The organism is Arenimonas sp., assembly GCF_047602345.1.
Taxonomy (GTDB): domain Bacteria; phylum Pseudomonadota; class Gammaproteobacteria; order Xanthomonadales; family Xanthomonadaceae; genus Arenimonas.
Genome location: NZ_JASGHN010000003.1, coordinates 164,428 through 183,659, shown reverse-complemented (window position 1 = coordinate 183,659; position 19,232 = coordinate 164,428). Strand labels below are relative to the sequence as shown.

The following is a 19,232-nucleotide window of genomic DNA, read 5'->3' as shown; positions in this document are numbered from 1 at the left end:
CACATCACCCGTCGGACGCTGCGATGCGCCATCGATGTTGGAGCCTGCGCGCATGCATGCAGGGTTCGGCGAGTTCGGAGGGCGCTCATCGTCGTCAATCCTTTCCCGCCGACAGCAGCAGCGAGCGCGGGTCGCCCGGCGCGGCCTGTCCGATCCTGCCCAGGGCCACGCGATTCCGCCCGGCCGCCTTGGCTTCGTACAGCGCGGCATCGGCGCGCAGGAAGAGCTGTTCGGCGTCGTAGCCGGTCCCGCGCGTGGCGTGCGCGAGGCCGATGCTGACACTCAGTGGCGGCAGCGCCGAATCTGGTGCGGTGGATCGCTGTTCGACGGCGGAACGGATGCGTTCGGCCATGGCCGCGACCTCGGCCTCCGGCTCGCGACTGGCGATCAGGAACTCGTCGCCGCCGAACCGGCCGAACAGGTCGTCGCTGTCGAGCTGTTCCCGCACGAGCCCGACCAGCAGTTTGAGGGCCGCATCGCCGGTCAGGTGTCCGTGGCGGTCGTTGATCTGCTTGAAGTGATCGAGATCGAACACCATCAGCGTCACCGGCCGACCGATCGACTGCGAGTATTGCAGCAGCGCGGCGAGCTCTTCGGCGAAGGCGCGTCGCGACAAGGTGCCGGTCAGGGGATCCATGCTGACCTGTCGCTGCAGTTGCGCCGAACGATCCTGCAACTGCTCGTGTGCATCGGCCAGCGCGCGTTGGTCGTCGCGCATGCGGCGATTCTTGTGGCGCAGGCGCATTATCAGGCGAACGCCCCAGCCCAGAATCGCGGCCAGGGCCAGGCCACCGGCCCACCACCACCAGAGGGGCGTGGTTTTCGCCGTGATCGGCGCGAGCACGGGCTGACTGGCGCGCGTCGCAGGATCCAGCGACAGGAAGCGGCTGTTGACCGCGGTGAGTTGCGATTCCGCGCTGCGTCCGGCGAGCTGGCCGATCTGGTCGAGTCGCGCCAGCCGCGTCTGCGCCTGGAACGCCGCCTTGCTGGCGGCCAAGGCGTCCGCAGGTCGGTCCAGTCCGGAAAAAGCCTTCTCGCGTTCCAGCTGGATGTTCCTGAGCTGCTGGTCCAGCGACAGTTCGGTGGCGATGCCGAGCGCGGTGTCGAGCGGTGCCAGTGACTCTTCGTAACGGTTCGCGCGTACCAGCACGCCCCCTTCGGCCAGCAGCAGGTCGCAGCGCAGCATCGCCTCATTCAGCTCCTTCGCGGTTCTCTCGCCCGCACGCAGCGTCTCGAGGCCGCGGTCGACCTGTCCGTTCAGTGCGAGCGAATGACCGAGCGCCAGTTGCGCGATGGCGACGCCGACCTTGCTCTGGTTGCGTTCGAACGCCGCCATCGCCGCTTCCGCATCCTTCAGCGCTTCTTCCTTGCGCCCCAGCTCGCGCAAGACGGCGGAACGCAGGCCGAGGTTCAGGCCGAGCGGAAAATCCGGGGGCGAGGCGCCCATCAACGCGATCGCGCGATCGACGCCATGCAGGGCGGCGGGGTAGTTCTCGAGGTTCAGGAACAAGCGCGCGAGGGAATAATAGCTCTCAGACTGGTCGATCGGTTTGCCGAACTTGAGCAGCAGTTCGAGAGCCGTCACCTGGACTTCCGCCGCCTCCGGCAAGCGACCAGTGTTCTCCAGTACACGACCCAGCCCGCGCAGCGAGAGCGCCAGGCCCTTCTGGTCTCCGATGCTTTTCCAGACGACGATACTTTCGCGGAATCGTCTTTCGGCATCCTGCGGCTTGCCGGTCGCGAGATCGACGAGGGCGATGCCGTAGATCGACATCGCTTCCTCCTTGCGATCGCCGAAACGGCGCGCAGCGACCAGGGCGGACTGTTCGATGGTGCGGCACAGGTCGTAGTCGCCGAGCTGGTAGGCCTTGTTGCTCGCTTCGCTCTGTTGCGCGCGGAAGGCCTCGTACTCGGCCTGCGTTTTCGGCATGGCCGGCACGGCGACGGCAACATGGGAGAGAAGCAGGCAGAGCGCGAGGGGTGCGCACAACGAAAGCCGGCGGCCGGAAGCACGCATTTCGCCCGGTTGCAGAGCCATTCCCACCCTCGACCGATTCGGGATGTCCGAACTTACCACAAGCCCCGCGGCGGGTTACGCTAGACTCGGACCGAAACCCTGCGAGTGAAACGAAACATGACGTGGTTGGCGATAGCGGCGTTGCTGCTGCTCCTGTACCTGATGTTCAAGATCGCCAAGTTCCTCGTGAAGCTGACCCTGGCGATCATCGCCGTCGGCATCGTGTTCTGGCTCGTGGCCCCGGCCATGGGCATGACGCTGCCGTTCTGAGCGGGCAGGCTCAGGTTTCCGCGGTCTCGGCCGCCTGCTGCTGCAGCTGCCACATCGCCGCGTAGTGCCCGCCGCGACCCACCAGTTCGGCATGCGTGCCGCGCTCGATGATGCGTCCCGCGTCCATCACCAGGATCTGGTCGGCGTCCATCACCGTGGAGAGCCGGTGCGCGATCACCAAGGTCGTGCGGCCGACGGCGATGCGATCGAGCTCCGACTGGATGGCTTTCTCGCTGGCCGAGTCCAGCGCCGAAGTCGCTTCGTCGAAGATCAGGATGGCCGGGTTCTTCAGCAGGGCGCGGGCGATGGCCACACGCTGTTTCTCGCCGCCGGACAGTTTCAGCCCGCGTTCGCCGACCTCGCTGTCGTAGCCGTCGGGCAGCGATTCGATGAAGCGATGGATGTGCGCCGCCTTCGCCGCCTCCTCGACCTCGGCGTCCGATGCGGTCGGACGCCCGTAGCGGATGTTGTAGCGGATGCTGTCGTTGAACAGCACGGTATCCTGGGGAACGATGCCGATGGCGCCGCGCACGGAATCCTGCGTCAGCTCGCGCAGGTCCTGGCCGTCGATGCGGATATGGCCGCTGTCGACGTCGTAGAAGCGGTACAGCAGACGAGCGAGCGTGGACTTGCCGCTGCCGGAATGACCGACCACCGCAACGGTATAGCCCGGCGGCACGTCGAAATCGATGCCGTGCAGGATCTCGCGCCGCGCATCGTAGGAGAAACGCACGTTCTCGAACGCCAGTCGCGGCTGCGCGGTTTTCAGCATCGTCGCACCGCTCTGGTCGCGCACTTCCTGCTTTTCCTCGAGCAGGCCCCACAGGCGTTCGATGTTCGTCAAGGCCTGCTTGACCTCGCGATACATCATGCCGAGGTAGTTCAGCGGCATGGCCATCTGCAGCAGGTAGGCGTTGACCAGGACGAGGTCGCCGACGCTGAGCGTACCGGTGACCACGCCGTGCGCGGCCTTCCACATCAGCGCCGTGACGCCGATGGCGATGACCGCGGCCTGGCCTACATTCAGCACAGCCAACGTCTTGTAGCTCTTGATGTTGGCTTCTTCCATGCGCCGCAGGCTTTGGTCGTAGCGCTCGGCTTCGTGCGCCTCGTTGTTGAAGTACTTGACCGTTTCGTAGTTGAGCAGGGAATCGACCGCGCTGGCGCTGGCCTTGGTATCGGCTTCGACGGCCGCGCGGTAGAACTTGGTGCGCCATTCGGTCACGGCCACCGTCCAGGCAACGTAGGCGACCAGCACGAACAGGGTGATCACCGCGAACCAGATGTCGTAGAGCAGCACGAGCACGGCGGTGACTAGCACGACTTCGATGATGGTCGGCACGATCGTGTACAGCGTCCAGTCGAGCAGGTCGGCAATGGCGCTGCCGCCGCGCTCGACGTCGCGCGTGACTCCGCCCGTGCGCCGGTTCAGGTGGAAACGCAGTGACAACGCGTGCAGGTGCCGGAACACCGACAGCATGACCATGCGCGAACTGCGTGCCATCACCCGTGCGAAGACGATCTGGCGCATTTCGGTGAATACGCGTTCGGACAGGCGTGCGGCGCCATAGGCCAGCAGCAGCGCCACCGGAATCAGGGCCGGCGTCGGATCGATGCCCAGATCGTCGATCAGCTTCTTCAGCAGCATCGGGACCGCCAGCCCGGCCAACTTCGCCGTCAACAGGCAGCTCATGGCCAGCACGATGCGCAGCCAATACGGCTTCAGGAAGGGCACGAGGCGCGCGAGCACCTGCGAGGTCGGGCGTTCGCCGGCAGGGCGATCGAGGGAAAGTTCCGGGACGGGGGCGCTCATCGCTGCAGTATGGGGCGGTTTACGCGCCGCTCAAGTCCCCATGACGACGCATTGCTAGAATACCCGCATGATTTCCCATCTCGGCATCTCCAAGGCGCGCCTGGCCTTGATTCTCGGCGCGCTGGCCATGCTCGGCCCGTTCTCGATCGACACCGTCTTCCCCGCGTTCGCGGTGATGCAGGCCGAGCTGGGCGTGGACAAAGTGGCGATGCAGCAGACGATCAGCTTCTATCTGCTGGGCTACGCCGCGATGTCGTTGTTCCATGGCCCGCTTTCCGATGCCCTGGGGCGCAAGCCGGTCATCCTGGTCGGCCTTGCGGTCTTCGCGCTGGCCTCGGTCGGCTGCGCGTTGTCGATGAGCATGTCGCAGATGCTGTTCTTCCGCATCGTGCAGGGACTCTCCGCCGGCGTCGGGCTCATCGTCGGGCGCGCGATCGTGCGCGATGCGCTCGAAGGGGACGATGCCCAGCGCCTGATGAGCCATATCTCGATGATCTTCGGCATCGCGCCCGCCCTGGCGCCGATCGTCGGCGGCTGGATCCTGGGCTGGCGCGATTGGCAGGCGATCTTCTGGTTCCTGGTGGCGTTCTCCATCCTGTTGCTGGTTCTCAGCGCGACGGTGTTGCCTGAAAGCCATCCGCCGGAGAAGCGCCTTCCCCTGAACGTGCGCGCGCTGGCGCAGGGTTATGGTCGCATCGTCAGCAATCGGCGGTTCCGCCTGCTGGCCTATGCCGGCACCGCCAATTTCGGCGCGTTGTTCCTGTATATCGCCTCGGCGCCGGCCTTCGTGCTGGACCTGTTGCACCTCCGCGAGGACCAGTTCGGCTGGTTCTTCGCGCCGACCATCGGCGGCATGGTGCTCGGTGCCTTCGTCAGCGGCAAGGCCGCGGGCAAGGTCAGCGGTACGCGACTGGCGAACGTCGGCTTCCTCGCCTGCGGCCTGTCCGCCGCCTTCAATATCGCCTATTGCCTGTGGTCGCCGCAGTTGCACTTGCCCTGGGCGATCGTGCCGACCGTGCTCTGCGCGTTCGGCATCGCCCTGGTGTTCCCGATCCTTACGATCGCCATTCTCGACATGTATCCGCAGCAGCGTGGCGGTGCGTCGTCGGTGCAGGCTTTCGTCGGCCTGATGTCGAACGCTTTCATCGCCGGCGTGCTGTCGCCCCTGCTCAGCGACAGCGGCCTGCACCTGGCCATCGGCGCGACCTGTTTCACTGTCGTGGCCTACGGCATGTGGCGCTGGTATCTGGCCCATGCCGAACGTCCGCCGCAAGGGAGTGCTGAGGCGGCGAGTTTCGAGCCGACCGACGAGCTGTAGTCGCCCCGATGGATCAGGGGCGCGTGGGTAACGGCGCTGATCGTCTCGCGCGCATGGCGTAATAGATCGGCACGCCCAAGGCCAGCAGGAAGAATCCGAGGTATACCGGATTGGATCGCCAGGGCGTCCAGCAGAGCAGGCTGCCATCGCCACAGACTTTCGGATCGATGCTGATGCCGGCGCCGATGATGGCCCAGAGGGAGAACAGCGAACCGATGGCGCCCGCCATCGCCAAGCTCGTAGCGAAGCCGCTGCGCGCCACCGCCCCGCGCCGCAACAGCACGAGCACGGCGAGCGAGCACAACAGGTACATGAACAGTACGGCCGTCGTCGAAAGCAGGACCAGGAACGTGAACAAGGCCACGATCGATTCGCCGGAACTGACCAGCACGAGCAGGGAACCCACGACGCTCGAGGTGCATATCGCGATCACCGGCGTACCGGCCGCCGTTTCGCGCGTGAACGCCTGCGGGAACAAGCCGTTGCGCGCGAGCTGCAAGCCCAGCTGGCCGTTGACCAGGATCCAGCCGTTGAGCGCACCGAAGCAGCTGATCGCAGCGAAGAGGGCAAACCAGACCGCGACGCCGGGCCCCCAGAACAGCGCCGCGACATCGGCGAAGGGCGCATTGGACTGGGCGAGGCGATCGCCGGGAATCAACAGCATCACCGTCGTGCTGGCGATGACATAGATCAACGCGGCCAGCACCGTTCCGGTCAAGGTGGCGCGCAGTATCGTGCGCTGCGCATCGTGCACTTTTTCGGAAGCGACGCAGGCCGATTCCATTCCGCACAGGGCGAACAGGGTCAAGGTGGCGGCGGCCGTGACGGCGTTGATATCGAAAGAGGTCGAGGCCAGCTTCGTCGTTGCCAGCATGGGACTGCCGGTGACCAGTAAGTACAGCCCGAGGCCGACGATCGCCAGCAGCGGAATCACCTTCAATGCGGCGGTCACGACCTGGATGCGACCGGCCGAACGCATGTTGACGATGTTGACGCCGGTCAGTAGCCAGACGAAGGCGAGCGTCAGCAGGATCGAGTTGGCGTGGCTTGCCGTAATCCAGGGCAGCAGGTGGCTCAGGTAGCTGACCAGCGCCGACGAGATGGCGGCGACGGTGACGCAATTGGACAGCCAGTAGCCCCAGATCACGAGGAAGGCAGGCAATGGACCGAAGGCCTGGCGGGCGTAGTCGTAGGGCCCGCACGCGCCGGGCAGCGCGCGGCTGAGGCCACCGAAGACCAGGGCCAGTGCAATGGCGCCCGCGCTGGTAAGCAACCAGGCCCAGACGCTGTTCAAGCCATAAGGAGCCAACGAGGCGGGCAGCAGGAAGATGCCGGAACCGATGATGTTTCCGACCACCAGGGCCACGCACATCCAGAACCCGAGTTGTCGCGCGGTGGCGCCGGCTTCGGTGCTCATTCGGCGCGTTCCTGTCGGTAGGCCCGGCGCAGCAGTTCATGGAAGTGGTGCAGCGCGTTTTCTCGCAGCGGATTCAATCGGCCCGCTTCGTAGGAGCCCGAAGCCAGGCCGCGCTGCACGTGCTCGCAGATGCCGATGTCCTCGTCCTGCACTTCGTGCGAGAAAACGTGGTCGGCATCGCGTTTCGCCAGCGCTTCGGGACTGCCGTCGTCGGCGTAGTAGTAGTCGAATTCGACGCGGCAGCGATCCTGCCCCAGCGGCAGCACGCGATTGGCCTGCAGGCGACCGGGCAGCAGGTTCAGCATCGTGTTCGGGTAGATGAAGTAGTACAGCGCATCGCCGCTGCCGTAGAGGGAATCGTCGCTCTCCAGCGGACTGTACTGGTACGAGAACCAGTCGCCGGCGACGGTCTGGTACTGTCGGTAGTCGAGCAGCTTGTTCAATCCCGGATGGATGTGCGGGACGTGGTAGCCCTCGAGGTAATTGTCGCAATACACCTTCCAGTTGCAGGCGACGTCGTAGGCGACGCGCTGATGGAAGCGGTAGCCGCGCGGCGAAAGAGAGCGCAGCGGTTCTTCCATGCCCCGCACGAAATCGGCGAAGGCCGGCGCCCGGTCGGACCCGATGAAAACGAGCCCGTGCCAGAGTTCTACGCGCAGTTCCGGCAAGCGGATCGAAGCCGGTTCGAAATCGGGCGTCTGGCCCATTTCCGGCGCGCTGCGCAGCACGCCGTCCAGCGTATATGTCCAGCCGTGATACTTGCAGCGCAAGGCTTTCGCACCCTTGCCGTCGCACAGGGCGAGCGGACCGGCGCGATGGCGGCAGACGTTGTGATAGGCGCGTAGGTGCAGTTGCGTGTCGCGTATCAGCACGATCGGCAGACCCGCGATCTCGGTGACGAGATGGTCGCCTACGTCGGGCAGCTGCGATTCGTGGCCGACCAGTTGCCAACTGCGATCGAAGATGGCGTGCCGGTCGAGTTCGACCATGCGCGGGTCGGTGTAATAGCGCGCGGGCAGGGCCAGCGCGTGGTCCAGCGGCTGGGATGCGAGCGTGGCTGGCGTCAGCAGCGAATTCATCGGAAGGCCTGTCTTCGGACGACGATGCCCGCAGTATTGCGCGCCCATGGGCGGCGGGGAAGGGTGTCAGGGTCGCGGCAGCGAAAGCGTATAGACCAGAAACGCATCGTCGCGAGCGTAACCCAGGCCTTCGTACAGGGTCTGGGCGGGCGTATTGTCGCGCGCGGTTTGCAGGAAGATCTCGGCGGCGCCGTTGGTCAGCGCCAGTCCGCGCGCAGCTTCCATCAATGCTCTCGCGGCACCGCGCCCGCGGGCATTTTCGGCGACATAGAGATCGTTGAGTATCCAACTGGGGGCCAGCGACAGGCTGGCGAAGGCGGGATAGAGCTGGACGAATCCGATGGCGCCGCTGCCTAGGCGGGCCAGGAAAACGACGGATTGCCGCTGCTGAAGGCGAGCCTGCAGGAAGGCGCGTGCCACCTCCGCATCGATCGTTCTCTCGTAAAAGCGCAGATAGTCGAGGAACAGGGGCAACAGATCGTCGACGCCATTGGCGTCGATGCGTTCGACGACGACTTCCGCGCTCATGGCTTCGTCGCCGACCCCATGTCGAGCAGGGATTGCAGCCGTCCGAACTGTTCGGCCAGCACGCCATCCACTGCCGGCGCGAGCTTGTCGAGGTTCGACGCCGGCGTACCGTTGACGGTGTAGGCGACATCGATGCGCGTACCGTTGGCTGTCGTTGTCAGGTCCACGTCCAGCACCGCGTTCAACGCCATCGCCTGCATCGGACCGAAACCGCCACTGGTGCGCAGCTGCTTGTCCTTGACCACGAAGATCACGCGGGCGTGCTCGGCTTCGCCGCCGTTCCATCGTTCGCACCAACAGCCGCCGGCGCGCGCGTCCAGGCTGAGGTTTTTCGCATCGCCCGACCAACTGTGCTGTGAACTCCACCAGCGCCTTGGTTCGATCAACGCGGCGTAGGCAGTGGTCGCATCGGTCTTCACTTCATACGACTGTGTCACGACGAAGGAGGAGGCGTCGCTCGACTTGACCGCGCTCGATGCCGGCAGGGCGATGCTCGCAAGAATCAATCCTAGGGCGAGATGGCGCATGAAATTCTCCGATGGATGAAACGGGGGCCGGAAACGACACGGCCGAGGAAAACCCCGGCCGTGCAGACGCATTTGCATCAGGATGGCTTACTTCTTCGCGGCATCCCAACCGCATTGCTTGCCCTTGTTCTGTTCGGTCAGCCAGGTGTTTAGCGGAGCGAAATAGTCGAGGATCGCGCCGCCGTCGAGCTGCTCGCTGCCGGTGAGTTCCTTCAGCGTCGCCTGCCAGGGCTGGCTGGCGCCCTTCGACAGCATCGCCCAGTAGCGCTTGCCCGCTTCCGGGCTGTTGGCGAAGCTGCACTGGTGCAGCGGGCCCTTGTAGCCGGAGGCATCGCACAGCGACTTCAGGAACTGGAACTGCAGGACGCGCGCGAGGAAGTAGCGCGTGTACGGCGTGTTGCCCGGCACGTGATACTTCGCACCCGGATCGAAGAACTCTTCGCCGCGCGGCGTCGCCGGCGCGACGCCCTGGTACTTCGCCTTCAGCTCCCACCACGCCTTGTTGTAACCGTCCGGCTTGATCGAGCCATCGAAGACGCCCCAGCGCCAGCGATCGATCATCAGGCCGAAGGGCAGGAAGGCGACGCCCGAGAGCGCACGGCGCATCTGGCCGTTGATCACCGCTTCGTTGCTCACGGTCGGCTTGTCGACCAGGCCGATCGAGTTCAGGTAATCCGGCGTCATCGACAGCACGATCGTGTCGCCGATCGCTTCATGGAAGCCGTCGTTGGCGCCGTTCTGGAACAGCGCCGGTTCCTTGTGGTACGCCAGGTAGTAATAGATGTGGCCGAGCTCGTGATAGATGGTCTCGAGCGAGTCCTGGTCGGGCTTGATGCACATCTTGATGCGCACGTCGTCGCCGTCCATGGTCATCGGCCAGGCGCTGGCGTGGCAGACCACGTCGCGGTCGCGCGGCTGGACGAACTGCGCCTTGTCCCAGAAGCTTTCCGGCAAACGCGGCATGCCGAGGCTGACGTAGAAATCCTCCGCGCTCCTCACCATCGCCTTGGCCTGCGCCAGGTCGGCCGCACGGCCGATCTCGACTTCTTCGGCCGCCGACGGCACGCGGCCGTTCTTGCTTACGAAGCCGGCGAGCTCCTGCTTGTACTTGTCGTCGCGCTGGCGCTTGAGTTTCGGCGTCACATCGAGCGCAGGCACGCCGGCGTAGGGCTCGACCAGCGGCCACAGATTGCTCCAGTCCTGTTGCCACAGGTTGCCGGTGAGGTGAGCCGGGATCATGCCGTTCACTTCGCCCTGCGTACCGTACTTCTCCACCAGCTTGTTCTTGGTGTAGCACTGCAGCTGCTCGTAAAGCGGCTTGACCTGGCCCCAGAGGCGATCGGTTTCCGCCTGGAACTCCTCGGGCTTCATGTCGTAGTTGCTGCGCCACAACGCACCCGTATCGGCGAAGCCCTGGTCGCGCGCGCCCTCGTTGCTGAGTTCGACGAAGCGCACGTAGTCCTTCTTCATCGGCATCGAGATCGTGTGCCAGCCCTGCCAGGCCTGCAGCTGCTCGTCATAGCTGCGGTTGGGCACGTCGGACAGGACATCGTCGATCTGGCCGATGTCCTTGCAGCTCGCCGGGTTGTCCTTGTCCGGGCACCACTTGCCGGCGCCGTAGTCGCCGCTCATCTTGGTGCCGATGGAGGTGAGTTCGGCCAGGTGCTTGGGATCCTTTGGCGGCGGCATCGTGATGCCGAGGCGCAGCAGCTGGATAGCGCGCGCGGTCTCGGGTTTCATCGGCTTGCCGTCGAAGCGGCGCGACTGCTCGACGTACTCGCCGAGCTTGGCGAGGCTGCGTTCGTTGGCTTTCGACGACACCAATTGCGAATCTTCGTTGATGTAGGTATCGCCGAGCCATGCCGCCGCGGTGATCTCGCGGTAGTCGTCGTGCATTTCCTTGTTGATGCGTTCGATGAACTGGTCCGCGTTCTCGTTGGCGATGGCGGCGGCGCGTTCGGCGGCGGCCTTATCGGTCGAGCTGGCGGAACCGGCGGGGCCTTGCGGTTTGCAGCCGGCGAGGGTGGCGAGGGCGGCGCAGACGGCGGCGCACAGGAGGACGCGTTGGAATTTCACGGCTAAAGGTCCGGGTCGGGCAATGGAACCCGAAGGCTATTCCGCCGCCGCAGAGCGGCGCAAGTGGCTATCGCGCCCGCGCAACTATCCGGAGGGCAGGCCGCGTTCGGCCAGGAAGCGTCGGGCGTCCTCGGCGTCCTGCTCGAACCAGGCGCGCGTCGAACCGAGGCGGAAGCTGTAGCCCCAGGCATCCATGTCGGCCATCAGCCTGTCCCGGCCGACACCCGCGAGCCGGTCCGCGAGCAGGATCTGCAGATAGCAGGTGGCGTCTTCTTCCGGAACCGAGTCGGTGGCGTCGGTATGCACCTGCGGCCGGCGTTCCGCCGGCATCGTCAGCAGGTGGCAGGTTTCGTGCAGCAGGGAATGCACCGGCGTGTCGGCGCGCGCATGCACGCGCGTGCCGATCAGCCCTGCCTCGCTTTCGCCCCAGTAGCTTCCGGGAATGGCCTCGCCATCGGCGACTTCGATCAACTCGAAACCGAAGGCCTCGAGCAAGGCGCGCGCCGGCTCGAAACCGATATCGGCGAGCGTCAGGACGGGAAGCGGCGACTCTGCCATCGCAGTCGGTCCGGAAGGAAATGCCGCCGCGGGTGCTGCGGCATTTCAGCCGCTGGCGGCCGCGCCCTTCTCCGGCAGCGTTACCGAGATATCGAGCAACTCGTGTTCGCCATCCTTGTGCAGGTCCACCTTCACCGCGTCGATGTCGACGTTGATGTACTTCTTGATCACTTCCAGCAGTTCGCGCTGCAACAGCGGCAGATAGTCCGGCGCGCCGCGCAGGCTGCGCTGCTGTTCGACGATGAAGCGCAGGCGATTCTTGGCTTCGTTGGCCGTGTTGCGATTGCGGCCGGCGAGGAAATCGAAGATGCCCATGCCTCAGCTCCCGAAGATCTTCGAGAAGAAACCCTTCTTCTCGACGGTGGTGAAGCGCAGCGGCCGGTTCTCGCCGAGAATGCGCGCCACCGCGTCCTCGTAGGCCTGGCCGGCCTGCGAGGCTTCGTCCAGGATCACCGGGACGCCCGAGTTCGAGCTCTGCAGCACTTCCGGCGCCTCCGGAATCACGCCGATCACCTTCAGGCCGAGGATTTCCTCGACGTCCGCGATCGACAGCATGTCGCCCTTCTCGACGCGGGCCGGGCTGTAGCGGGTCAGCAGCAAGTGCTCCTGAACGCGTTCGCCGTTCTCGGCCTTGCGCGTCTTCGAGGCCAGCAGACCCAAGATGCGGTCGGAGTCGCGCACAGAAGAAACTTCCGGGTTCACCACGACGACGGCGCGGTCGGCGAAGTACATCGCCAGGAAGGCGCCCTTCTCGATGCCGGCCGGCGAGTCGCAGACGATGAAGTCGAAACCTTCGGCGGCGATATCGTTGAGCACCTTCTCGACGCCTTCCTTGGTCAAGGCGTCCTTGTCGCGCGTCTGCGATGCGGCGAGCACGTACAGGTTCTCGAAACGCTTGTCCTTGATCAGGGCCTGCTTCAGGTTGGCTTCGCCGTGCACGACGTTGACGAAGTCGTACACCACGCGACGCTCGCAGCCCATGATCAGGTCGAGGTTGCGCAGGCCGACGTCGAAGTCGATCACGGCGGTCTTCTTGCCGGCCTTGGCCAAACCGCAGGCGAGGCTGGCGCTGGTCGTGGTCTTGCCCACGCCGCCCTTGCCCGAGGTCACAACGATAATCTCAGCCATGCTTTAGATCCTGTTCCTTGTCGTGTTCATGCCAGCTCTTCGATGCGGAGCTGATCGTTTTCCAGCCTGATCTGCACGGCCTTGCCGTGCAGTTTCTTCGGGATTTCTTCCAGCACCTTGTAGACGCCGGCGATGGCGACGAGTTCGGCGTGGAACTCGCGGCAGAAGATGCGTGCCGAAGCCTGGCCGCCGGCGCCGGCGAGTGCGCGTCCGCGCAAGGCGCCGTAGATATGGATGGAGCCGTCGGCGATGACTTCGGCGCCGGCGCCGACCGTCGCACACACGGTCAGGTCGCGGTTCTGCGCATAGACCTGCTGGCCCGAGCGCACGGGCTGCGACTGCAGCAGGCCGGGTTCTGTTTTCGCCGCCGGAGTCGTTTCCGGCGGGGTGGCCGCTGGTTCCGGCACCTGCGCGGGCTTGGTCGTCGGCGCCGGTTCGGCGGCTGCGGCCGTTTCGCTGCGCTCGTACGAGGCGCGGAATTTCGCCAGCAACGGCAAACCGACGTCGCGCGACAGGGTGTCCACTGCGCTGGTGCCGTAGGCGAGGGCCACCGGCAATACGCCGGCTTCCTTCAACGCGGCGACCAGTGCCTTCACGGTGGCCGCATCGGGACAGGCCGACAGGCCGCCGAAATCGAGCACGATGGCGGCGCGATCAAAAAGTTTTGGCGCGGTGCGTACGCGCTCGCGCATTTCGTCGGCGAGCGCGGCGATATCGAGGTTACGGATGCGCAGGTTGGCGATGCCCACCTGCCCGAATTTGAGTTCGCCGGCCTGTTCGTAACCGCTCTGCGTGGCTGCCATCGACCGTCGTGCCTCAGGTGCCGGTCTGGCGCTGCGACTTGCGGCCCGGCAGCGCACGCGCCTGCGTCCAGGGCTGCGGCGGCAGCCCGCTGCCGTAACGCTCCTGCACGAAGGCATGGCTGCAGAGTTCCTTCACCAGCATGCAGGCGCGCAGGCCGTGCACGGGCATCACCTGCTGGCCGACTTCGCGGAAGCCGAAGCTGCCATGGAAGAGCAGGGCAGGGTGGCTGCTGCTTTCGAGGAACACCTCGGCGGCCAGGCGCGGCAGGCGCAGCTCGGCGAAGCTTTGCACGTCGGCGTAGAAAACGCGGCCGACACCGGCGCCGCGCCGCGTGCTGGCGATGACGATGCGGTCGATATAGAGGAATTCCGGATAGCGCTCCCGGAACCAGAGGAAGTTGGGGCTGTCGTGGGCCGCTTCCTGCGAAAGCGCGATCAGGAAACCGGCCAACAGGCCGTCTTTCTCGGCGACGCGGAAATAATCGGCGTTTTCCCAGAAGAATCTCAGTTTGGCCGCATCCATCGGGAGGATGCCCGGGCCGGCGGCATTGTTCAAAGCCAGGACGGAATCCAGCTCGTGCTCACGCACGTCGCGGATGAGAATCGACATTTCTTTAACCACTCCTGCCTGGGACAGCGCCTTCCTGGCGCCGTCGCGAGAAGCCGGGATTATCGCATGGCCGTCACGTCGCGCCAGCACCGCCGGACCGCTCCGGTTCAGCGGTCTCGGGGCAGCATGACTTTCGGGCTTCCCTCCGCGGGCCGGGCCTCGCCTAAGATGCGGCATGCCCCTGCGCCTTTCCCATACCCAGCTGCTGCGTTATGCCGGCCTGTTCACCTGGGCCATGGTCGGCATACCGCTGGTGCTCAACACCTGGTATTTCCCAGCCGCGGATTCGGCCGCGGGCGGCCCGCCGGCGCCGGACATGTTCGGCCCGATCCTCGCCTTCACCACGTTCGGTCTGGCCTATTGGCTGGTGACGCGCGGTCTCGGCGCCCGACGGCCGCGCTGGTACGACCTGGTCCTGCTCGCCGTGCTGACGCTTGCGGCGATCGCGGTCAGCCAGCTCACCGGCACCGGGCTCGGCGGCATCCTGCTGATGATCGTCGCCGGCGTGATCCCCTGGCTGATGCCGCTCGGCGCCGGCATCCTCTGGTTGGTGCTGCAGCATGTCGCCCTGGTTCCCGTTTTCATCGAAGGCCAGGGCTTCACGCCGATCGAGGCCGTGCTGCAGACGGCGCTCTATATCGGCTATTCGAGTTTCACTTTCGTGACCGGCTTCGTTGCCAAGCAGCAGGCCCAGGCGCGCGAAGAACAGCGCCGTCTCAATGCCGAATTGCGTGCGACCCGCGCCTTGCTCGCCGAGAGTTCGCGCATGAGCGAGCGCCTGCGCATCTCGCGCGAGTTGCACGACCTGCTCGGCCACCATCTCACCGCCCTGAGCCTGAACCTGGAAGTCGCCGGCCACCTGACCGAAGGCAAGGCGCTCGAACACGTCAAGCAGAGCCATACCTTGGCCAAGCTCCTGTTGACCGATGTGCGCGAAGCGGTCAGCGAGATGCGCGAAGAGCGCGGCCTCGACCTCACCGCGGCCCTGCGCACCCTGGCCGAGGGCGTGCCGGCCCTGAGCGTGGAGCTGGAGTTGCCCGAGCGCCTGCCGGTGGAAGATCCGGAACGCGCGCAGGTACTGTTGCGCTGCGCCCAGGAAATCATCACCAATGCCGTGCGGCATGCTTCGGCCAGTCATTTGCGCCTGAAGTTGACGGCCGAACCCGGGGAAATCAGGCTCGAAGCGCGCGACGACGGTCGCGGCGGCGAGCAGCCGGCGCCCGGCAACGGCTTGCGCGGAATGCGCGAAAGACTGGCCGCCTGCGGCGGCCGCGTCGACATATCCACCGCACCTGGACAGGGATTTTCCCTCGACGTGCGTTTACCGCTGGAGACTAGCCCATGATCCGAGTTTGCCTGGTCGACGACCAAACCCTCGTTCGCCAGGGCGTGCGATCCCTGCTCGAACTGGCCGACGATATCGAAGTGGTGGCCGAGGCGGGCGATGGTCGCCAGGCCGTCGAACTCATTCCGCAGATCAAGCCCGACGTCGTGCTGATGGACATGCGCATGCCGGTGATGTCCGGGCTCGAGGCCCTGCAGGCCTTGGCCGGCAGCGGCCAGCTTCCCGCCACCATCATCCTGACGACGTTCGACGACGACCAGCTCGTGCTGGCCGGCATCAAGGCGGGCGCCAAGGGCTATCTGCTGAAGGACGTATCGCTGGACCAACTGGTCTCGGCCATCCAGACGGTCGCCTCGGGCGGTTCGCTGGTGCAGCCGGCCGTGACGCAGCGCCTGCTGTCCGGCCTGGAAGGGCTGAACAACGATTTCGTCAGCCTGGAGCAGCCCGATCCCCTGACCGATCGCGAGACCGAGATCCTGCGCCTGATGGCCGGGGGGTTCTCCAACAAGGAGATCGCCAATTCGCTCGGCGTCGCGGAGGGAACGGTCAAGAATCATGTATCCAACATCCTGTCGAAACTCGGCGTCCGGGATCGCACGCGTGCGGTGCTCAAGGCGTTCGAACTGAAACTGGTCTAGTGGCGTCGATCGCCCGGCCGGACTGCGCGCTCGCGGCTTTCGCGTAGCGCGTTGGCGCCGGGCTGCGATCACCGATCCGGCCGAGACCGATTGCCACGACAGTGGGCGCGGGCTGTTCAGGCCGTCACAGTTCCGCGGCACGGTCCTTGAGGGCCCGACGGGCCCCTGCCGGGCAGCGGGCCGACCTGTTATCCTCTCCCGTTCCTGCGTTCCGGCGAGCCTTACCGGACGAGGGCCGTTCCCGGAGAGCCACCGAATGACCCGTGTAATTGAATTCCTTATTTCCCTGGTGATCGTCGCCGCGTTGTTCGTGGTGATCGCCCTGTTCCTGCCCTCCAAGCGCAGCTTCGAGTACAGCGTCGAGACCAACCGGCCGATGAGCACGGTGTTCGACCTGTTCAACGGCTTCAATCGCTTCAAGGACTGGAATCCGCTGGCGCGCCGCGACCCGCGCATGAAGACCAGCATCGACGGCGCCCCGTCCGGCGTCGGCGCGAAGTTCAATTTCGACTCGAACGACCGCGTCATCGGCAAGGGCAACTGGGAAATCATCGAAAGCATCCCGGGCGAGATGATCAAGTACCGCCTGACCAATAACTCGCGCGGCAGCGACAAGATCATGACCCTGCGCTTCGAGCGCACCGGCCAGAACAACCGGAACGTCAAGATCACCCAGTCCTACGAAGTGAAGTACGGTTGGGACCTGATCGGCCGCTACGCCGGCCTGTACGTGACCCGCAACGTCGGCGACGACGTGCGCCGGGGCCTGGACAAGTTCACCAACCTGTTGGCCCAGATCCCGAAGTTCGATTACAGCCAGCACACGGAAGGCTTCGCTTTCGAAGAAGAGCCGGCCCGCGACGTGCTCCTGGTGACGACCGCCTCGCGTCGCGACAGCGAAGAAATCGCCATCGCGATGAACAACCAGCTCAGCTGGATCAAGAAGGTGATGGAAGCCAACGGCCTGGTCGCCGATGGTCCGTTGCGCATCGTCACCAACGAGTTCACCGGCGACAGCTATGGCTTCGATGTCGTGCAGCCGGTGCGCAAGGCCGATGCGCCGCCGAATGCGGTCGCCGGCGACCCGCTCGACGTGAAGCTGGAGAGCACGGTGCAGTACGAACAGATCCCGGCCCGCCGCGTCGCCACGACCACTTACGTGGGTCCGGCGCCCGGCCTGGCGCGCATGCGCGACGTGCTGCGCGCTTGGGCATTGGTGCATGGCACCGATACCACGGGCCAGCCTTTCGAGGACTATCTGGGCGGCGTCGACACCATGCTCAACGAAGACGCCAGGTTCAAGGTCTACTGGCCGGTCAAGAACTGAGCCGATGGACGAGAAAGAGCGGGCCCGGCCCGCTCTTTCCTTTTGCGCCGGGCGTGGCGGAACTTTTCGCGCCAGTCCCGGGTTAGAACTTCTTTACTTCCCCCCGCGGCCTCAACGCCGATGATTGAAACCAGCAACCTGCGCAAGCGCTATGGACGGCTAGTCGCCGTCGACGGCATCAGTTTCCGGGTCGAGCCGGGCGAGGTGCTCGGTTTCCTCGGACCCAACGGCGCTGGCAAGTCCACGACGATGAAAATGATCGCCGGATTCCTCGCGCCCAGCGAAGGTTCGGCGAAAGTCTGCGGCCACGATGTGATGAGCGATTCGCTCGCGGCCAGACGCGCGCTCGGTTACCTGCCTGAAGGCGCGCCCGCCTACGCGGAAATGACGCCGCGCGGCCTGCTGGCGTTCGTGGCCGACCTGCGCGGACTGAAGGGCGAGCAGCGCAAACAGCGCCTCGATTTCGTCGTCGGGCGCCTGGCCATCGCCGGCGTGCTGGACCAGCCGATCGAAACCCTGTCCAAGGGTTTCAAGCGTCGCGTCGGCTTCGCCTGCGCGATCGTGCACGATCCCGCGGCGCTGGTGCTGGACGAGCCGACCGACGGCCTGGATCCGAACCAGAAGCACGAAGTGCGCGGCCTGATCGCCGAACTGGCGCGTCAACGCACCTTGCTGCTCTCGACCCACATCCTCGAGGAAGTCGAGGCCGTGTGCACGCGCGCGATCATCATCGCCGGCGGCAAGATCCGCGCCGACGCCACGCCGGCGCAGTTGCTGGCGAAATCGCGATACCACCAGGCGGTGTCGCTGCTGCCGACCGACAGCATCGCGGCGCGCGCGGCGCTGGACGGCATGCCGGGCGTCTCCGGCTTCGAACACCAGGAGCGCGAAGGCCGCTTGTACGTGTTCCCGCAGGGACAGGCGAAGCTGTTCGATGCGGTCGGCGACCGCCTGCGGCAACGCAGCGTGATTTTCGGCGACCTGCGCCTGGAACAGGGGCGTTTGGACGAAGTCTTCCGCCGCATCACCGAGGAGCAGACCGCGTGAGCGCCGTGACCGCGATTTTCCGGCGCGAGTTCGCCAGCTATTTCGCCACGCCGCTGGCGGCGGTGTTCATCGTCATCTTCCTGCTGCTTGCCGGTTCCTTCACTTTTTATCTCGGCGATTTCTACGAAGTCGGACAGGCCGACCTGCAGGCATTCTTCCGCTTCCATCCCTGGCTGTACTTGCTGCTGGTGCCGGCCGTGTCGATGCGCCTCTGGGCGGAGGAACGCAAGACCGGCACGCTCGAACTCCTCCTCACTCAGCCGGTGACCCTGCCGCAGGCCGTGCTCGGCAAGTACCTGGCGGCGTGGGCGTTCCTCGGGCTCGCGTTGGCGTTGACCTTCCCGATCTGGATCACGGTGAACTGGCTAGGCGATCCTGACAATGGCGTGATCGTCGCCAGCTATGTCGGCAGCTGGCTGATGGCCGGTGCGATGCTCGCCGTCGGCGCCTGCATCTCGGCCGCGACGCGTAGCCAGGTCGTGGCCTTCATCCTCGCCGTCCTGGTCTGCCTTGTCCTGATGCTGGCCGGATTTCCGCTGGCGCTCGATGCGGTGCGCGCCATCGCGCCGCAGTCGCTGGTCGATGCGATCAGCTCGCTCAGCCTGTTGACGCATTACCAGGCCATCACCCGCGGCGTGCTCGACCTGCGCGACGTGGCCTACTTCCTGCTCGCCATCCTCGTCTGGCTCGCCGCCAACGCCCTGGTGATCGAGATCAAGAAGGCGGACTGA

The 19,232-nt window shown here is 65.4% G+C and carries 19 protein-coding genes; 7 read left to right on the top strand and 12 right to left on the bottom strand.

Annotated features, from left to right (window positions below; genetic code table 11):
• Nucleotides 1-94: 94 nt before the first annotated feature.
• Nucleotides 95-1,930, bottom strand: coding sequence for a diguanylate cyclase (locus tag QM707_RS01860; protein ID WP_415000171.1), 1,836 nt, complete (start codon nt 1,928-1,930; stop codon nt 95-97).
• 204 nt (nt 1,931-2,134) lie between these two features.
• Between QM707_RS01860 and QM707_RS01855 the strand changes: the two genes are divergently transcribed.
• Complete coding sequence (locus tag QM707_RS01855) at nt 2,135-2,287, top strand: hypothetical protein (RefSeq protein WP_415000170.1); 153 nt, start codon at nt 2,135-2,137, stop codon at nt 2,285-2,287.
• 10 nt (nt 2,288-2,297) lie between these two features.
• On the opposite strand, the gene QM707_RS01850 is transcribed toward QM707_RS01855, so the two are convergent.
• Complete coding sequence (locus tag QM707_RS01850; protein ID WP_415000169.1) at nt 2,298-4,100, bottom strand: ABCB family ABC transporter ATP-binding protein/permease; 1,803 nt, start codon at nt 4,098-4,100, stop codon at nt 2,298-2,300.
• A gap of 67 nt (nt 4,101-4,167) precedes the next feature.
• Between QM707_RS01850 and QM707_RS01845 the strand changes: the two genes are divergently transcribed.
• Nucleotides 4,168-5,418, top strand: a complete 1,251-nt coding sequence (locus QM707_RS01845) for a multidrug effflux MFS transporter (RefSeq protein ID WP_415000168.1) — start codon at nt 4,168-4,170, stop codon at nt 5,416-5,418.
• 13 nt (nt 5,419-5,431) lie between these two features.
• On the opposite strand, the gene QM707_RS01840 is transcribed toward QM707_RS01845, so the two are convergent.
• The 10 genes from QM707_RS01840 to QM707_RS01795 all read right to left on the bottom strand — a co-directional run bounded on the left by QM707_RS01840 (nt 5,432) and on the right by QM707_RS01795 (nt 14,144).
• Nucleotides 5,432-6,835, bottom strand: coding sequence for an amino acid permease (locus tag QM707_RS01840; protein WP_415000167.1), 1,404 nt, complete (start codon nt 6,833-6,835; stop codon nt 5,432-5,434).
• Complete coding sequence (locus QM707_RS01835; RefSeq protein ID WP_415000166.1) at nt 6,832-7,914, bottom strand: aromatic ring-hydroxylating oxygenase subunit alpha; 1,083 nt, start codon at nt 7,912-7,914, stop codon at nt 6,832-6,834. The genes QM707_RS01840 and QM707_RS01835 overlap by 4 nt, the downstream gene beginning before the upstream one ends.
• A 66-nt stretch (nt 7,915-7,980) precedes the next feature.
• Complete coding sequence (locus QM707_RS01830) at nt 7,981-8,442, bottom strand: GNAT family N-acetyltransferase (protein WP_415000165.1); 462 nt, start codon at nt 8,440-8,442, stop codon at nt 7,981-7,983.
• Nucleotides 8,439-8,969: a hypothetical protein gene (locus QM707_RS01825; RefSeq protein WP_415000164.1), complete on the bottom strand. Its 531-nt coding sequence runs from the start codon at nt 8,967-8,969 to the stop codon at nt 8,439-8,441. Before QM707_RS01825 ends, QM707_RS01830 begins: the two co-directional genes overlap by 4 nt.
• Nucleotides 8,970-9,056: 87 nt before the next feature.
• A complete protein-coding gene (locus tag QM707_RS01820) occupies nt 9,057-11,045 on the bottom strand; it encodes a M2 family metallopeptidase (protein ID WP_415000163.1) in 1,989 nt (662 codons plus the stop codon).
• A gap of 84 nt (nt 11,046-11,129) precedes the next feature.
• Complete coding sequence (locus tag QM707_RS01815; protein ID WP_415000162.1) at nt 11,130-11,603, bottom strand: hypothetical protein; 474 nt, start codon at nt 11,601-11,603, stop codon at nt 11,130-11,132.
• Nucleotides 11,604-11,648: 45 nt separating this feature from the next.
• Complete coding sequence (gene minE / locus QM707_RS01810; protein ID WP_415000161.1) at nt 11,649-11,918, bottom strand: cell division topological specificity factor MinE; 270 nt, start codon at nt 11,916-11,918, stop codon at nt 11,649-11,651.
• A gap of 3 nt (nt 11,919-11,921) precedes the next feature.
• Nucleotides 11,922-12,731, bottom strand: coding sequence for a septum site-determining protein MinD (minD, locus tag QM707_RS01805; protein ID WP_415000160.1), 810 nt, complete (start codon nt 12,729-12,731; stop codon nt 11,922-11,924).
• A gap of 26 nt (nt 12,732-12,757) precedes the next feature.
• Nucleotides 12,758-13,534 (bottom strand): septum site-determining protein MinC, encoded by a 777-nt coding sequence (gene minC, locus QM707_RS01800; RefSeq protein WP_415000159.1) that lies wholly within the window; start codon nt 13,532-13,534, stop codon nt 12,758-12,760.
• A 13-nt stretch (nt 13,535-13,547) separates the two neighbouring features.
• Nucleotides 13,548-14,144: a GNAT family N-acetyltransferase gene (locus QM707_RS01795; protein ID WP_415000158.1), complete on the bottom strand. Its 597-nt coding sequence runs from the start codon at nt 14,142-14,144 to the stop codon at nt 13,548-13,550.
• A 175-nt stretch (nt 14,145-14,319) separates the two neighbouring features.
• Here QM707_RS01795 and QM707_RS01790 point away from each other — a divergent pair, with 175 nt between their 5' ends.
• From QM707_RS01790 to QM707_RS01770, 5 genes are all read left to right on the top strand, one after another.
• Nucleotides 14,320-15,489, top strand: a complete 1,170-nt coding sequence (locus QM707_RS01790) for a sensor histidine kinase (RefSeq protein WP_415000157.1) — start codon at nt 14,320-14,322, stop codon at nt 15,487-15,489.
• Nucleotides 15,486-16,127, top strand: a complete 642-nt coding sequence (locus QM707_RS01785) for a response regulator (RefSeq protein WP_415000156.1) — start codon at nt 15,486-15,488, stop codon at nt 16,125-16,127. Before QM707_RS01790 ends, QM707_RS01785 begins: the two co-directional genes overlap by 4 nt.
• 256 nt (nt 16,128-16,383) lie before the next feature.
• Nucleotides 16,384-17,454: an SRPBCC family protein gene (locus QM707_RS01780; RefSeq protein WP_415000155.1), complete on the top strand. Its 1,071-nt coding sequence runs from the start codon at nt 16,384-16,386 to the stop codon at nt 17,452-17,454.
• A gap of 120 nt (nt 17,455-17,574) precedes the next feature.
• The gene (locus QM707_RS01775) at nt 17,575-18,501 is read left to right on the top strand and encodes an ABC transporter ATP-binding protein (protein ID WP_415000154.1); all 927 of its coding nucleotides are present in this window, start codon (nt 17,575-17,577) and stop codon (nt 18,499-18,501) included.
• Nucleotides 18,498-19,232: an ABC transporter permease subunit gene (locus tag QM707_RS01770; RefSeq protein ID WP_415000153.1), complete on the top strand. Its 735-nt coding sequence runs from the start codon at nt 18,498-18,500 to the stop codon at nt 19,230-19,232. The genes QM707_RS01775 and QM707_RS01770 overlap by 4 nt, the downstream gene beginning before the upstream one ends.

Bases quoted from the DNA above. Each gene is read 5' to 3' on its own strand.
- QM707_RS01785 (WP_415000156.1), top strand. From the start codon at position 15,486: ATGATCCGAGTTTGCCTGGTCGACGACCAAACCCTCGTTCGCCAGGGC.
- QM707_RS01830 (WP_415000165.1), bottom strand. From the start codon at position 8,442: ATGAGCGCGGAAGTCGTCGTCGAACGCATCGACGCCAATGGCGTCGAC.
- QM707_RS01815 (WP_415000162.1), bottom strand. From the start codon at position 11,603: ATGGCAGAGTCGCCGCTTCCCGTCCTGACGCTCGCCGATATCGGTTTC.
- QM707_RS01795 (WP_415000158.1), bottom strand. From the start codon at position 14,144: ATGTCGATTCTCATCCGCGACGTGCGTGAGCACGAGCTGGATTCCGTC.
- minC (WP_415000159.1), bottom strand. From the start codon at position 13,534: ATGGCAGCCACGCAGAGCGGTTACGAACAGGCCGGCGAACTCAAATTC.
- QM707_RS01845 (WP_415000168.1), top strand. From the start codon at position 4,168: ATGATTTCCCATCTCGGCATCTCCAAGGCGCGCCTGGCCTTGATTCTC.
- QM707_RS01860 (WP_415000171.1), bottom strand. From the start codon at position 1,930: ATGCCGAAAACGCAGGCCGAGTACGAGGCCTTCCGCGCGCAACAGAGC.
- QM707_RS01850 (WP_415000169.1), bottom strand. From the start codon at position 4,100: ATGAGCGCCCCCGTCCCGGAACTTTCCCTCGATCGCCCTGCCGGCGAA.
- minD (WP_415000160.1), bottom strand. From the start codon at position 12,731: ATGGCTGAGATTATCGTTGTGACCTCGGGCAAGGGCGGCGTGGGCAAG.
- QM707_RS01775 (WP_415000154.1), top strand. From the start codon at position 17,575: ATGATTGAAACCAGCAACCTGCGCAAGCGCTATGGACGGCTAGTCGCC.
- QM707_RS01835 (WP_415000166.1), bottom strand. From the start codon at position 7,914: ATGAATTCGCTGCTGACGCCAGCCACGCTCGCATCCCAGCCGCTGGAC.
- QM707_RS01855 (WP_415000170.1), top strand. From the start codon at position 2,135: ATGACGTGGTTGGCGATAGCGGCGTTGCTGCTGCTCCTGTACCTGATG.
- QM707_RS01790 (WP_415000157.1), top strand. From the start codon at position 14,320: ATGCCCCTGCGCCTTTCCCATACCCAGCTGCTGCGTTATGCCGGCCTG.
- QM707_RS01825 (WP_415000164.1), bottom strand. From the start codon at position 8,969: ATGCGCCATCTCGCCCTAGGATTGATTCTTGCGAGCATCGCCCTGCCG.
- minE (WP_415000161.1), bottom strand. From the start codon at position 11,918: ATGGGCATCTTCGATTTCCTCGCCGGCCGCAATCGCAACACGGCCAAC.
- QM707_RS01780 (WP_415000155.1), top strand. From the start codon at position 16,384: ATGACCCGTGTAATTGAATTCCTTATTTCCCTGGTGATCGTCGCCGCG.
- QM707_RS01840 (WP_415000167.1), bottom strand. From the start codon at position 6,835: ATGAGCACCGAAGCCGGCGCCACCGCGCGACAACTCGGGTTCTGGATG.